The 13602-nt window shown below is 63.6% G+C and carries 11 protein-coding genes and 3 riboswitches; of the genes, 10 read left to right on the top strand and 1 reads right to left on the bottom strand.

Annotated features, from left to right (window positions below):
• Positions 1-124: 124 nt before the first annotated feature.
• The 6 genes from DK874_RS00840 to DK874_RS00810 all read left to right on the top strand — a co-directional run bounded on the left by DK874_RS00840 (position 125) and on the right by DK874_RS00810 (position 7244).
• Positions 125-1111 (top strand): lipocalin-like domain-containing protein, encoded by a 987-nt coding sequence (locus DK874_RS00840; RefSeq protein WP_114311840.1) that lies wholly within the window; start codon positions 125-127, stop codon positions 1109-1111.
• A 46-nt stretch (positions 1112-1157) separates the two neighbouring features.
• Entirely contained in the window at positions 1158-1811 is a 654-nt protein-coding gene (locus DK874_RS00835) for a flavodoxin family protein (RefSeq protein ID WP_114311837.1), read from the top strand.
• A gap of 124 nt (positions 1812-1935) precedes the next feature.
• Positions 1936-2019: riboswitch (cyclic di-GMP riboswitch) on the top strand.
• Between the two features lie 62 nt (positions 2020-2081).
• A riboswitch (cyclic di-GMP riboswitch) is annotated at positions 2082-2167 on the top strand.
• A gap of 476 nt (positions 2168-2643) precedes the next feature.
• A riboswitch (cyclic di-GMP riboswitch) is annotated at positions 2644-2731 on the top strand.
• Between the two features lie 18 nt (positions 2732-2749).
• The gene (locus DK874_RS00825; RefSeq protein WP_114311832.1) at positions 2750-3352 is read left to right on the top strand and encodes a hypothetical protein; all 603 of its coding nucleotides are present in this window, start codon (positions 2750-2752) and stop codon (positions 3350-3352) included.
• A gap of 70 nt (positions 3353-3422) precedes the next feature.
• Positions 3423-4163 (top strand): COG1470 family protein, encoded by a 741-nt coding sequence (locus DK874_RS00820; protein WP_114311829.1) that lies wholly within the window; start codon positions 3423-3425, stop codon positions 4161-4163.
• Positions 4148-4732, top strand: a complete 585-nt coding sequence (locus tag DK874_RS00815) for a hypothetical protein (RefSeq protein ID WP_114311826.1) — start codon at positions 4148-4150, stop codon at positions 4730-4732. Before DK874_RS00820 ends, DK874_RS00815 begins: the two co-directional genes overlap by 16 nt.
• 4 nt (positions 4733-4736) lie before the next feature.
• Positions 4737-7244 (top strand): hypothetical protein, encoded by a 2508-nt coding sequence (locus DK874_RS00810; RefSeq protein ID WP_114311824.1) that lies wholly within the window; start codon positions 4737-4739, stop codon positions 7242-7244.
• 130 nt (positions 7245-7374) lie between these two features.
• Here DK874_RS00810 and tsaB read toward each other — a convergent pair whose 3' ends face one another.
• Positions 7375-7914 (bottom strand): tRNA (adenosine(37)-N6)-threonylcarbamoyltransferase complex dimerization subunit type 1 TsaB, encoded by a 540-nt coding sequence (tsaB, locus tag DK874_RS00805; protein WP_114311821.1) that lies wholly within the window; start codon positions 7912-7914, stop codon positions 7375-7377.
• 28 nt (positions 7915-7942) lie between these two features.
• Here tsaB and DK874_RS00800 point away from each other — a divergent pair, with 28 nt between their 5' ends.
• The 4 genes from DK874_RS00800 to DK874_RS00785 are packed head-to-tail and all read left to right on the top strand — an operon-like array spanning position 7943 to position 13537.
• Positions 7943-9136: a carbohydrate ABC transporter permease gene (locus DK874_RS00800; protein ID WP_114311818.1), complete on the top strand. Its 1194-nt coding sequence runs from the start codon at positions 7943-7945 to the stop codon at positions 9134-9136.
• Positions 9126-10319 (top strand): carbohydrate ABC transporter permease, encoded by a 1194-nt coding sequence (locus DK874_RS00795; protein ID WP_162798683.1) that lies wholly within the window; start codon positions 9126-9128, stop codon positions 10317-10319. The genes DK874_RS00800 and DK874_RS00795 overlap by 11 nt, the downstream gene beginning before the upstream one ends.
• Positions 10320-10372: 53 nt before the next feature.
• Positions 10373-11626 carry an ABC transporter substrate-binding protein gene (locus DK874_RS00790; RefSeq protein ID WP_114311816.1) on the top strand — a complete coding sequence of 418 codons (1254 nt, stop codon included), beginning with the start codon at positions 10373-10375 and terminating at the stop codon, positions 11624-11626.
• Between the two features lie 48 nt (positions 11627-11674).
• Positions 11675-13537 (top strand): aldehyde ferredoxin oxidoreductase family protein, encoded by a 1863-nt coding sequence (locus DK874_RS00785; protein ID WP_114311814.1) that lies wholly within the window; start codon positions 11675-11677, stop codon positions 13535-13537.
• Positions 13538-13602 lie beyond the last annotated feature (65 nt).

The following is a 13602-nucleotide window of genomic DNA, read 5'->3' as shown; positions in this document are numbered from 1 at the left end:
GTTTGGTCAGCCCGTAGGGCTATCTTGCAAACCGGGGGATTATAGCTCCCCCACTCCCCCTCTTTTTTCTAACATGGGAAATGGCCCACATTGGGGGCAGGGTCCGTTTGGGTAGATTAAAGCCATGCGGCGGCTTTGGCCTTTGGTCCTCCTGCTTTCGGCTTGCGCTCCTGTTCTGGTGGGGGTGGACCCAAAGCGGCTTCCCGACCCCCAGGACTGGGACCCCAAGCCCGCCCAGATGGAGTGGTGGTACGCCTCCGGTTGGGTGGAGCCCTATGCCTTCCACTTCGCCTTCTTCAAGGCCTACGCCCCGCCCGCCTACCGCATCCTGGGCCTTCCGGGAAGCCTCTTTGGCCCCTTTCACGCCGCCCACCTGGCCCTGACCGATTTGCGCACCGGAAAGAGGGTGTTCTTGGAGGTTTCCGACCAGGACCTTTTTGCCCCAAGAGGCCGGGCGGAAGCGGGCCCTTACCTGGAGGTTTCCGGCTGGCGGTTTTACCGGGAGAATGGGGGTTTCCGCCTTTTGGCGGGCCCGGTGGACCTCCGCCTGCGCCCCCTTAAGCCCCCGGTGGTCCACCCCCCCGGCTATTCGGGCACGGAGGAGACGGGGCGGCTTTACTACCAGTCCTATACCCGCCTCGAGGCCTGGGGCCAGGTCCTAGGGGAAGAGGCTCGGGGGGAGGCCTGGGCCGACCACCAGTGGGGGGAGCAGTTTTCCGGCCTAAGCGCCACTTGGGACTGGCTTAGCCTCCACCTTTCCGATGGCTCGGAGCTCATGGCCTACCAGGTGAAAGGCGCCAAGGGCGAGGTGGTCCAGGTCCTGGGTAGCCGGGTGGACCCCTTGGGAAGGGTGGAGGGGGTGGAGCTCCGCTTCCTCCCCTTGGAGGCGTGGAAGAGCCCCTCTGGCCATACCTACACCCTGGCCTGGCGCCTGGTGGGGCCGGGGTTGGACCTGGAGGTGCGCCCCCGCTTCCTGGAAGGGGAGATCCTTTCCCGCACCACCCGGGTGGCCTACTGGGAGGGGCCGGTGGTGGGGGAGGGAGCCCTTAGGGGCTACCCGGTTCGGGCCCGGGGCATGGGGGAGTTCGTGGCTGGGCCTTGGCGGCCTTAGTATGCGTCTGTTATACTAAAGGAGGTTTAGTGCGCAGGTGATATTTATGAGCTTACACGTGCTCGGCGTCAACGCATCGGCACGCACGGATGGGTTTACGGCGGAGCTATTGGATGAGGTCCTCGAGGCAGCCAGGCTCCAAGGGGCCACCACGGAGCGCTTGGACCTGGTGCGGCATCCTTTCCCCTTGTGCGCGGGGAACTATTCCCAAGACCCCACCTCCTGCGGTCCGGAATCCTGCGTGCAAGGGCCCTGGGATGGCTTTGGTAAGGTGGCGGAGAGGATTTTGGCTGCCGACGCCGTGGTCTTCGCCACCCCCGTCTACTGGTTCAGCGTTTCCGCCCGGATGAAGGCCCTTTTGGAGCGCATGACCTCCATGGAGAACCAGGGCCTTTTGAACCTGGGCAAACCCATGGCCCTTTTGGCGGTGGCCGAGGAGGAGGGGGCCAGCCAGGCCCTTTCCCAGATGCTTCTTCCCCTTTCCTACATGGGCTTTGTCCTGGCCCCTTTGGGGTTGGTCTATGCCCATCGCCGGGGAGCCATTAGCCTGAAGGAGAACACCGAGCTCATGGAGGATGCCCGCATTGCCGGAGAGAACCTGGTGCTGATGGCGGAAAGGCTTAGGGGCACCTCTTTCCGGGAACCGCTTCCCAGCTATCAGTACCGCCTCCCCCAGGTGCCAGGAGTGGCAGCGGACTGAGGGGTTACGGGGGATAGGGGTGCAAAATCCCAAAGGGGGGTTTTCTTAAGGGCAAAGGAAGCCTTCAGGGGTTTCTCCCCTTGTTTTGTGCTATCCTAAGCATAGGGAGCGTAGGCTCCTCAAAAGGTACCTCGGAGGCGAAGAAGCCTGCCCTGTAGTTGGGCGCCTGGGGCAGGTGGAGCCAGTGGCGCAACCGGCCGAGGGTTAAAAGCTTTCCTTCGTAGCCAAACCCTTGCCGGCCAGGCGCCCAAGCCTGGCCCTAAGGTTTTTAGGGCGTTCGGAGGCGACGAACCGTGGAACCCAAGATGGGCGCCAAGGGACACGGGGAGCCAGTGGCGCAACCGGCCGAACGTCGATCTTCTGTCTTCTCGCGGCTCTTTGCGCCACCTCTCCCCCGGGTTAGCGGTGGGAGGTGGCTATGGGCAAGTGGGTGATAGGGCTGGTGTTGGTGGGAGTATTAGGGGTGCTCCAGCCTGGTTTTGCAGGGGATCCAACCGCACAGACCCAACATGGGGTAGGGATTCGGATTCCCGCTATCCTCCGCTTGGAGGTGGCGGAACTGGGTCTAAGGGTGGAGGCCTTGCCCGAGGGTAGGCTTACCTTGGAACCTGGTAGCTACAAACTCCGGATAGTTTCCAACACCCGGTGGCAGCTTTGGTTGGTGCCCCTTTCAGGGAATCCGCCCTCGGAAACGGGTGGAATTATCTTTGAGGGTAGGGGTCGCCAGGAGGTTCCCTTACAGGTCCCCCCGGGGGTTCGCTGGGAGGTCTGGGTGAGGGTGAGGGGAGGATAAACCCCCTTCACAAGATTTTCACACGGGCTGATAGTATGGGCTCTGAGGGGAGGCGAAGAACCCCTGATCTCCCAGATGGGCGCCATGGAGCAGGGGGGAGCCAGTGGCGCAACCGGCCCCTAAAACCTTTTAGGAGGTTTGGGATATGCGCAAGCTGGCAGCACTTATGGTCCTTCTGGCAGGCCTGGCCTTGGCCCAGGCCACGGATAACCACACGGTTACGGTGCAGATCCCGTCTATCCTTTCCCTTCAGCTGGACGCCACCGACTACCTGTTTGACTTCACGGACGCCAGCCTTAATGGGACGGAAACCGTGACCGTGGGCAACACGACCTACACCAAGGCGTCCCTGGCGGCCTACAACACCTTCATCGACACCGCCACCAGCACCCAGGACTTCGCCCCCACCAGCCTCACGGGAACCGGCGGACAGGACTACGGCACCCTAACCATCCGCACCAACCGGGCCCAGTGGACGGTGGCCCCTTCGGTTTCGGGTACCCTCACCCTGGGCAACAACCGGGTCAAGGTCTTCGCGGAAAAGGTGAGCGGCAAGGGATCATCCGGGACAACGGTCCCCACGTCGATTACCAGTGTGAGCACCCTCATCAGCGCGGGCTCGGGCGGCCAAGGCAAGTCCGTGTACAGGCTCTACTACCTCTTCACCATGGACATCAACGACGACATCCCCTTGAGTGGCATTAATAACGAGCAAATCACCATCACCTACACCCTCTCGTCCCCTTAAGGGACACCTGGTGCCGTGAAGCCCCTGGGACCCTAACAAACTCCCAGGGGCTTTATGCTGGTAGGGAGCCATGCGAACCTTACTGACCCTCTCTTTGCTGGCAAACCTAGCCTTCGCCCAAGGCGTTTTCCTTACCCTTTCCCCGGCCCGGATGGAGCTTTCCGCTTGGCCTGGCGAGGCCTTCTCCTTTGGGGTAACCTTGAAAAACGAAGGTCCCCGGGAGGAGGCCATTGCTGTGCGCCTTGCCCCTTTCCGCCTAGGGGAAGATGGTTCTTTAGAGGAGGTTCCCCTTTCCGGTGGGCTTTGTCCCGAGCTTCGGGTAATCCCTTCCGCTTTCCTCCTTCCCCCCGGGGGGGCCCTGGAGGTGCGGGTGGAGGGGAGGGCGCCCATGGGAGAGGGGACCTTGGCCTGCCTGGTGGTCTTTGGGGCTGGGGTTCGCCCTCTGGAAAGGGGAGGCGTACGCCTTCAGGTGAGGCCCGAGATCGGCTTGGCCCTGTACGTCACCTTGCGGGGTAAGGAGAAGCCGGCCTTAAGGGCTACGGTGGGGGGGGAAGGACCGGCCTTGCCCGTGGTCCTGGAGAATCCGGGCAACGTCCTTCAGCGCCTGAGCGGCCAGGCCCGGGTGTTTACCCCGGAGGGTCAGGAAGTGGCTCTTCTTGCCCTGGAGGAACTTCCCGTATGGCCTGGTGGGGTTAGGAGGGTCTTGCTGGAGCCTCTTACGCCCCTTCCTCCGGGGGAGTACCGGGTGATCCTCCTTTTGGAAGGCCCCTACGGCCGCTACGCCTCGGAGGGAAGATGGCGCGTGCCTTAGGTTTCCTCATCCTGCTACTGGCCCTTGGCCAGGCGCAAAACGCTGTTCAGTGTGACGCTACGGAGGTGGCCTTTGATTTCTCCGCTCCGGGTCCCCTAAGCATCCAAGGGGGTTACCCGGTGGCCAACCTGGCAGGGTACCTGCATCTCTTCGATGCGGGCCCGTCCCTTTTCCTTCCCACCCGGGTGGTGGGGGGGATGGGGCCTTACCGGGTGGAGTGCCTCCTTCGCACGGGTGGGGGCGGGGGTGGGGGTACCCTTTGTGGGGCCGGTACCACCCTTTGCTTCCGTCTCACTGGGGTGGCCGGTACCTTCCCCCCTCCCCTGGACCCCAATACCCGTCTTTACCTGATGGTCCAGGTGGTATCCGGCCCAGGGGTGATCAACCATGTGCCGAGTCCCACGCCTTTAGGGGCCATACCCGATAACCGGGGTCTTGCCAGCATTCCCCGAAACACCGAGGCCGTCCTTTGGCTTTACCTCTTCCTGCGGATGGACCCGGAGGATGCCTTCCCCCTTCTTCCCGCCTCCGGGACCCTGACCCTTAGCTACCGTCTGCGCAACAACTGAAGTCATGCGCCTGGGCATCCTGTTGGCCACAGTCCTTCTCCTTTCCCTGGCCTTGGGCAGAACCCTCGTAGCCCCAGGAGAGGCCTTTACCCTGGCCTTTTCTGGGGTGCGGGGAGGGATAACCTGGCGGGTGGAGCCCTTCCAACCCCTCCTCCTGCCCGAGGAGGGGGAGGGGTTGGTGCTGGCGGTGCTGGAAGCGCCCCCTTCCCTAACGCCCGGGGTGTACCCCGTTTGCCTAAGTGCGGGGGAGACAGCCCTTTGCCAGGAGGTGGAGGTACCCAAGGTGGAGCGCCTATGGGTCCAGGTGCCTCCTCGAGCTTTGGGGGTCTTGCCCCTTCGTCTGGCGAACCGGGGGAATGTGCCCCTGGGGGTGTCCGTGGCCTCTGCCCCCGAGAGCCAGGTCTTCCTCCCTCCCCTTGCGGTGGAGGTGGGGCCAGGGGAGGAAAGGGAGGTTTCCCTGCCCTTAGAGGAGGGAGGCGTGTTGCTTCTGGTGCTTTCCTACGGGGATCGGAAGGAGCGATACCTGGTTCAGGTGGAAAGCCCTGGAGGAGCTCCCCCTCCTTACCGCCTGGGGGGGAGCCTGGCCTTGGGGTATCCAGGTCCCTATGGTGCCCTGGCTTTGGAAGGTCCTTTGGCCCGTGGGGCTAGTTTTGCCCTGCGGATGCAGGGGGAGGGGATGCGCTTGGGGGGAAACCTGGGCCTAAGCCTGGGGCCTTGGGGGGTTTTCCTCAATACGGAGCCAGGCTTTGGGCTTTCGTACCAGGAGGGCCCTTTGCGCCTTGGCCTGGCCTATCCGTGGAGGGTGGAAGGGGAGTGGAAAGGGGGCGAGGGGGTATTCCGCCTGGAGGCCACCCCCGAACTCCTCCGCCTGGGCTACGCCCTGTGGGGGTTTTCCCTCCGAGGGCAGTGCACCCTTGAGGATGCTTGCCGAAACCCCTCCCTGCGTCTGGAAAGGATGGGGGAGCCGGCCTTTTTCCTGGCCTGGGAGGGAGGGTTGCTCCTTGGGGGAAGCGTCCCAGGATTCGGTTTGGAAGCGAGCCTGTACCCGCAACTGAGGCTACGGGGGAGCCACTTTGGAACCCTGGGGGAGGCCGCTTATCGGGTGGAGGGGGTGTATGACTCCCAAGGGGGGATGCTTTGGGGAAGGTATGCCTGGCCTTTGGACTCTTCCTTTCGCCTGGCCTTGGAGGCGGGGGTGGGCCAGGAGGCGAGGATAGGGGCAGGGCTTAGCTACCGGAGGGCGCAGGCCAGTTTCTCCTTGGAGGGAAGGCTACGCTTGGATTCCCCCCAAGGGAGCCTAGGAGGGGTATGGGAATGGGAGGAGGGGCCTTACGGGCTTCGCCTGGAGGGGTTTTGGAGCCCTCAGGGAACCCGCTTTGGTCTGGAGGGAAGGTACACCTTTAGCCTCAGCGTTCCTCCCGAGGTTACCCAGGCTTTCGGGGGGTATGACCGGCTACCCCTCGAGGGGGTGGTGGTCCTCGGAGGAAAACCCTTGGGTGGTGCCAGGATTGTGGTCCAAGAGGCCCTTGCCCCCTCCGACGCTGAGGGGCGGTTCCGCATCTTTCTGCCTCGCGCAGGGGGGAGGTTGCGGGTCTTTCCCCCTCCGGATACCCTCGCCCTTCCCCTGGAGGTGGAAGTGGGACAGGCCCCCTGGAACCCCCTTCGCCTTGAGCTTCCACCGGCTTCCCACTTCCGCCTGGTCTGCGCCGGTGAAGGGGGAAAGGGTGCCTATGTGGCTGGGCAGGTGGGCGCCTTTGTGGCTTGCGGCAGTGGGGCGGTTCTTCCCCCAGGTATCTATAGGGTGTGGCCGGAGGCTCTACCTGGGCATGAGGTGCAGGGAGCCGAGGTGCCCCAGGAGGTTCGGCTGGTCCCCCTCGAGGAGACCACCTTAAGCCTTCCCTTCCGTACCACGCCCTCGGAGGTGGTGGATAGGGCCCGACCCCTCTCCGTGCGCTCCTTCCCTTCCAGGCCCGCTCCCGGGGAGGAGGTTCGCTTGGAGGTGGAAGGAGCTACGGGTAAACTCCGGCTTCTCTTGCCGGGAAATAGGGAGGTGATTGGGGCTGGGCGCGGCGGGGGCTTGGATGGGCCGAGGGTATTGACCTTCCAGGTCCCTTGGGAGGCGAGAGGGGCGCTTCCCTTACGCCTGGAAGCGCAGGTTTTGTCCGAGGGTCGGGAAGTAAGGGTTTCCCAGGAACTGGTCCTTCCTTTGGATGAGGGGCGGAAGCTCCTGCAGGCGAGCCTTCTTCCTCCCAGGGCTTCTTTGGGGGAGGAGGTTGAGGTGAGCGCTGAGGTTCGGTTTCCCGCTGAGGAGGTTTTCCTCCATTTGCCCACGGGCAAGGTTTTGACCCTGGCGCCAGCTGGCCAAGGACGGTATGTGACCCGCTTTGTTCTGGATGAGGCCCTAGCCCAGCTGGCGGAACCGGTGGGACGGGTGCGGGGACTGAGCCTCCGCCTGGTGGCCCGGCAAGGAGAAAGGCAGGTGGAAGAGCGAATACGCTTACTTTTACGCTGAACCGTGGCGCTCCATCGCCCTCCTCATGCCACCCCCTCCTGGCTTCCGCCAAGGCGGGGGCCCCGGAAAATCCCTTCCCTAGGCTACGTTCTCGGGTCCATAGGGAGCCCAATGGAGGGAGAAATGGGGATCAAAGGTACAAAGGTTCCACCCCCTCCCGGGCAAAGGGCGAAAGCGCATAAAGGGCCCTGGGGTCGGGGGGCGGATCCAGAAGGAGGCCTTTTGGGGGTAACTCCGAGGCCTTCAGCTTGCGGGGAGGCAGGATCTCCACGGGCCTACCTTTCCGCTTGGCGTAGGTGGCCCCGTAGTAGAGCCCGTTTCTGGCGGTGAAAAGAGGGGTAAGGGGAGGTCCACCTTCCTCCAAGAAGGGCCAGCAGGCGGCGAGGAGGGAATGCACCCCGTACACCTTGGCCCCCTGGGCCAAGGCGATCCCCAGCCCCGCCGCCAAGGCGATCCGCAGGCCCGTGTAGGAGCCGGGGCCTTCCCCTAGGATCAGGGCCCCGATGGCCTCCCGGGGGATGCCCACCTCGCTTAAAAGTTCATCCAGCAGGCCGAAGAGGGCTTCCTCATGCCGGCGGCCCAGCCGCACCACCCGGCCCAAGCCTTTATCGCCCCGGAAAAGGCCCAGGGAAAGGTAAGGGGTGGCGGTGTCCAGGGTGAGGGTCCACACGCCTCCATCCTATATACTCCGGCACGGGATGCGGACCTTTCCCCTCCATGCGGTCTTGTCCTGGGGAGCCCTTTTGAGTCTAGGGGTCTATGCGGCCCGGTTGGGGTTTCTCCCCCAGGCTTGGGTGGTGGTGGGGCTTGGGCTGTATGCCCTTTTGGTCCTTTGGGGGGTTCGCTTTGGCTGGCGCCACGTTCTCTTGGCCCTTGGTCTTGTGGCCTACTGGTTCCCACCGGCGGCCTTCTTGGTGCCCTTGCTCTTCGCCCTTTTCTTTGGCCGGGGCTTGAGCGAGAAGGAGCAGGGCGCCTTGTATGGCTGGGCCTTGGTGTGGCCCGCCTTAGCCCTTCTTCTCATCTGGCATGTCTTTCCCACCTTTTACGCCTTCTACCTAAGCCTTTTTGAGCGGGTCAACTTCCTGCGCCCCGCTGCGTTTTCCGGGCTGGAAAACTACCGTATCCTTCTCCAGGACCCGCTTTTCTGGAGGGCTTTGGGGAACACCTTCTGGTACGTGGTGTTTACGGTGCCGGTGGGTCTTCTCCTGGCCACCGTGGTGGCCATTCTCCTGAATACCCAGGTGGCCTTTTTGGGCCTGTATCGCACCCTGTACTTTCTTCCCTACATCACGGCCCTCACGGCAGCGGCGGCGGTGTGGCGTTGGATCTACCACCCGGAGTTTGGTTTTCTTAACTGGCTTCTCCGTACCCCGGGCCTGGATTGGTTGAACACCCCGAAGGGGGTTTTCGCCCTTCTCCTCGAGCCCCTTGGGGTCCAGGTCCAGGGCTTTTGGGCGGGACCCAGCCTGGCCTTTGTGGCCATCATGGTCATGAGCGTGTGGCACTTTCTGGGTTACCAGGTGGTGATCCTTTTGGCTGGGCTCCAGGCCATCCCCAAGGAGTACTACGAGGCAGCGGAGCTGGATGGGGCGAGCTTCTGGCAGAAGCATAGGCTCATCACCTGGCCGCTTCTTTCCCCCACCACCTTCTTTCTCTTTACCTTGGGGCTCATCGGGGCCTTTCAGGTTTTCACCCAGGTCTATGTGCTCACGCCCACGGGGGGGGTGTTGCAGGATACCCTAACCTTGGCCTTTTACCTCTACAACAAAGGTTTCCGCGACTCGGACTTCTCCTACGCCAGCGCCATCGCCATGGTGACCTTCCTTCTGATCCTGGGGCTCACCTTGATCCAGAGGCGGATTTTGGAAAGGCGGGTGAACTATGAGATTTAAACCCACCTCCCTGTTGGTGCACCTGGTCCTCCTGGGGGGAGGGCTTATCATGGCCTTCCCCTTCTACTGGATGCTGGCCACCAGCCTAAAAAGCCCCCAGGAAGCCTTGCAGGCGAAGCCCATCTGGGTTCCCGAGCGGATGAAGCCCAGCAACTGGCTTAAAGCGGCCAGGTTGGGGGATAGCCCGCTTTGGGGAGGGCTGGCGCCTGGCCGAAGTGTGGAACTGGTTTTCCCAGGAGAAAAGGGGCGGCCGCCCAAGGCCTTCATACCCCGCGCCCCTGGGGCCTTCTTTGACCCCCGGGCGGATGGTACCCGGGTGGAGGTGGGGTATGGGGAAGGGGCTTGGCGGGTACGGCTCACCAACACCACAGGGGAGGCCTTTCGCTTTTTGCCCCTGGTGGTGCTTTGGCCCAAAGAGGCGCCCCTGAACCCTCCCCTCCCTCCCGATGCCATCCGCTCCCAGGGGGAGGACTGGCGGCTGGAGTGGGTGAATGCGGTGCCTGGGGCCTTGGGCTACCTTTTCCACAACTACCTCGAGGCCTGGTATGCGGCTCCGTGGGGTCGGTATTTCTTCAATAGCTTCTTCACCGCCCTCACCCAGGTGGCCGTGGGGCTCCTCCTGGCGGCTTTAGCGGCCTTTGCCTTGGCCCGCATTCCCTTTCCTGGCAAGGAGGCGGTGTTCGTGCTGATCCTAGCCACCATGATGGTGCCGGGGGAGGTGCTCCTCATTCCCAACTACGTGCTTCTGGCCAGGCTGGGCTGGCTGGATACCTACTTTGCCCTGATCGTGCCCTGGCTGGCCTCGGTGTTTGGCATCTTTCTCCTCAGGCAGTTTTACCTTTCCTTACCCCAAGACCTGTTTGATGCCGCCCGCATAGATGGGGCAGGGTACTTAACCCAGCTTTTCCGCATCGCCTTGCCCTTGAGCCTTCCTGGGCTGGTTTCCTACGGCATCTTCACCTTCCTGGGGGCCTACAACGCCCTGCTTTGGCCCCTCATCGTCACCCAGAGCCCAGAGATGCGCACGGTGCAGCTGGGCCTGCAGGCCTTTGTTTCCGAGGCAGGGTCGGACTACGGGGCCTTGATGGCGGCCAGCACCTTTGTGATCCTCCCCGTGATCCTGGGGTACTTCTTTGCCCAGCGCCAGTTCATCCAGGGCATCGCCCGTTCGGGCCTCAAATAGCTTGACCTTGTCTTGACGCCTGGAGGGATATACTCTCTTGGGAGGTTTTGGGTATGCGAAAAGCCCTTGTTTTGACGTTGGTTTTGGGTCTCGCCCTGGCCCAGCAGGCCAAGCCCGAGGAGGTTATCAAGGAGCAGTGCGCCAAGGCCAAGGTGGTGGCGGAGCTGTGGCATGGCTTCACCGGCGGAGCCCCCAAGGCCGCCTTGGAGAACCTGGTGGTGGAGTTCAACAAGACCCAGCAGGGCCGGTGCGTGCGCCCCGTGCCCCAAGGGGGGTACCGGGACCTTTCCACCAAGATCAAGGCGGCCTTCGCTGCGGGTAAGGTGCCGGCCATGGCCCAGGCCTACGAGAACAACATCGCCTTGTACCTCGAGGCCAAGGCCCTTTTGCCCATTGAGTCCTTGGGGGTAAGGCTCCAAGGCGTCAACCTACCCTTCCTGAACGCCGTGCGCTTCGGAGGGGTGGTCTATGGGGTGCCCTTCAACAAGAGCATCCAGGTTCTCTATTACAACAAGGACCTCCTGAAGAAGCACGGGGCCAGGGTGCCGGCGACCCTCGAGGAGTTTGTGGCCCTGAGCAAGAGGCTTTCCCAGGCGGAAGGGGGGCCCGTGTACTGGTTCCAGCCGGATGCCTCCACCTTCGCCTACTTCTTCTTCAACCTTGGGGGAAGCTACCTGAAAAACGGCAAGCTGGTCCTGAACTCCAAGGAGGCGGTGGAGGCCCTGACCCTTCTGCAAAACGGGGTAAAGGAGGGGTGGGCCAAGGCCATCACCTCGGGGTACATCAACCAGAACCTGGGCTCGGGTCCTTACGCCTTTAGCGTGGATACCTCTGCCGGCTACACCTACTACCGCCAAGGGGCCAAGTTTGACCTGGGGGTGGCCACCCTGCCAGGCCGCACCCCCGGCCAGCCGGGCTTCGGCTTGGTCCAGGGCACCAACCTGGTGGTCTTCCGCCAGGCGGGCAAGGAGGAGCAGGCGGTGGCCAAGGACTTCCTGCAGTTTGTCCTTTCCCCCAGGGCCCAGGCGGTGTTCGCCACCGCCACCGGGTACGTGCCGGTGACCGAGGCGGCCTTGAAGGACCCCGTGTACCAGACCTATGTGGCCGATAACCCTGATTTTGGTACCATCGTGCGCCAAAGCCGCTACGCCAAGTTTGAGCCGGCTTTGGCGGAGTGGGAGCAGATCCGCTTTGACATCCTAGGCCAGGCCATCAAGGAGGCCATCCTCAACAAGGTGGATCCCAAGGTGGCCCTGGACAAGGCCCAGAAACTGGCCGAAGACCTCTTGGCAGGAAAGACCCGCTAAGGATTCCCTTCCCCCTGAGGCCCAGGCCTCAGGGGGTAAACTTTGGCTATGCCTAAGGGCTATCACGACCGCGTGGCCTTCGTGGACCTCTCCACGGGGCGGATCTGGTATGAGAGCTACGGCGAGGCCTTCTGGCGGCGGTTCCTGGGGGGCAGGGCCCTTTCCGCCTACCTCCTCCTAAAGCACGTGCCCCCAGGGGCGGACCCCCTGGGCCCAGGAAATGCCCTTATCTTCGCCCCCGGCATCCTCACCGGCACCCCCATCTCCGGCTCAGGCCGCAACACCGTGGCCGCCAAAAGCCCCCTCACGGGAGGGTATGGGGATGCGGAGGCTGGGGGGTTCTTCGGCGCCGAGATGAAGAACGCCGGCCTGGACGCCTTGGTGGTCCTGGGGCAGGCGGAAAAGCCCGTGTACGTGCATGTGGAAGGGGGTGAGGTGAGCCTTCAGCCTGCCTCCCACCTTTGGGGCAAGGATCCCCTGGAGGTGGAAGCCCTCCTCAAGGAAGCCCATGGACCGGGCACCCGCATCGCCCAGATCGGGATCGCCGGGGAAAACCGGGTGCTCACCGCCAACATCATCCACGACCTGGCCCACTTCGCCGGCCGCGGGGGGCTGGGGGCGGTGATGGGGGCCAAGGGCCTGAAGGCGGTTTCCGCCAAGGGAAGAAGGGACACCCGGCCTTCCTACCACGACCCCGCCCTCCTTACCGCCTTGGCCCGGCGCATGGCAGGGGAGCGCATGGAAAGGGCGGCGGGCTTGGTCACCATGGGCACGGTGGGCACGGTGAAACCCTTTAACCTAAGGGGGGTGCTTCCCAGCCATAACTTCCTGGATGGCCACCTGGAAGGGGCGGAGGCCCTGGATGGCACCAGCCTGGACGCCCTCGGCATCCGCATCGGCCGAGACACCTGCTACGCCTGCGCCATCCGTTGCAAGCAGGTGGTGAGGATTGAGGGCACTGGCAAGTACGATGTGCGCCCGGAGTACGGGGGGCCGGAGTACGAGGGGCTTGGGGCCTTGGGCTCCACCTGCGGGGTCACGGACCCTTATGCGGTCACTAAGGCCAACACCCTTTGCAACCAGTATGGCCTGGACGTGATCGGGGTGGGCGTCACCATTGCCTGTGCCATGGAGGCGGTGGAGAAGGGGTATCTGGACGACGAGGGCCTGGGGCTACGCTTCGGCAACGGGGATGCCTTGATCGCCGCCATAGAGAAGCTGGCCCGCAAGGAGGGGCGGCTTGGGGAGCTTTTGGCCCTGGGCTCGAGGCGGCTGGCCGCGGCCATCGGCCATCCGGAGCTTTCCATGGAGGTGAAGGGGCAGGAGGTGCCCATGCACGACCCCCGGTTCAAGCGGGCCCTGGGGGTGGGGTATGCGGTGAGCCCCACGGGGGCCGACCATAACCACAACCTGCACGACACCGCCTTCGCCAAGGAGGGCAAGGCCTTAAAGGAGCTTCGCTTCTACGGGGAAGACTTCGCGCCCCTTCCCGTGGAAGACCTCTCCGAGGCCAAGATCCGCATGCTCTGGACCAAGACCCGGGAGCGGGGGTTTGTCAATAGCCTGGTCATGTGCGACTTCGTCCCCTGGACCCCGGAGGAGTGGCAGGAGGCCCTTTATGCCGCCACGGGCTGGCGGCTTACCCCAGGGGAGATGCTGGCGGTGGGGGAGAGGACCTTGCAACTCACCCGGCTCTTTAACCTGCGAGAGGGCATAAAGCCGGAGGAAGACCGCCTGCCCGAGCGCTTCTTCCAGCCCTTCCGCAAGGGCAACCCCGAGGCCCATCTTGACCCTGAGGCCTTCCATGAGGGGGTGCGCACCTACTGGCGGCTTGCCGGGTGGGAGGAGGGAGGCGTGGACCCGGAAAGGTTAAGGGCCTTGGGCCTCGAGGCCTTTGCACCCCCGGCCTGAAGACCCATGGTGGGCGCCTAGCTGGGGTGGCGTATCCCACCCCACCATGGTTTTAGGCGGGGTGA

The organism is Thermus caldifontis, assembly GCF_003336745.1.
GTDB classification, from domain to species: domain Bacteria; phylum Deinococcota; class Deinococci; order Deinococcales; family Thermaceae; genus Thermus; species Thermus caldifontis.
This window is presented reverse-complemented; position numbering and strand designations above follow the sequence as displayed.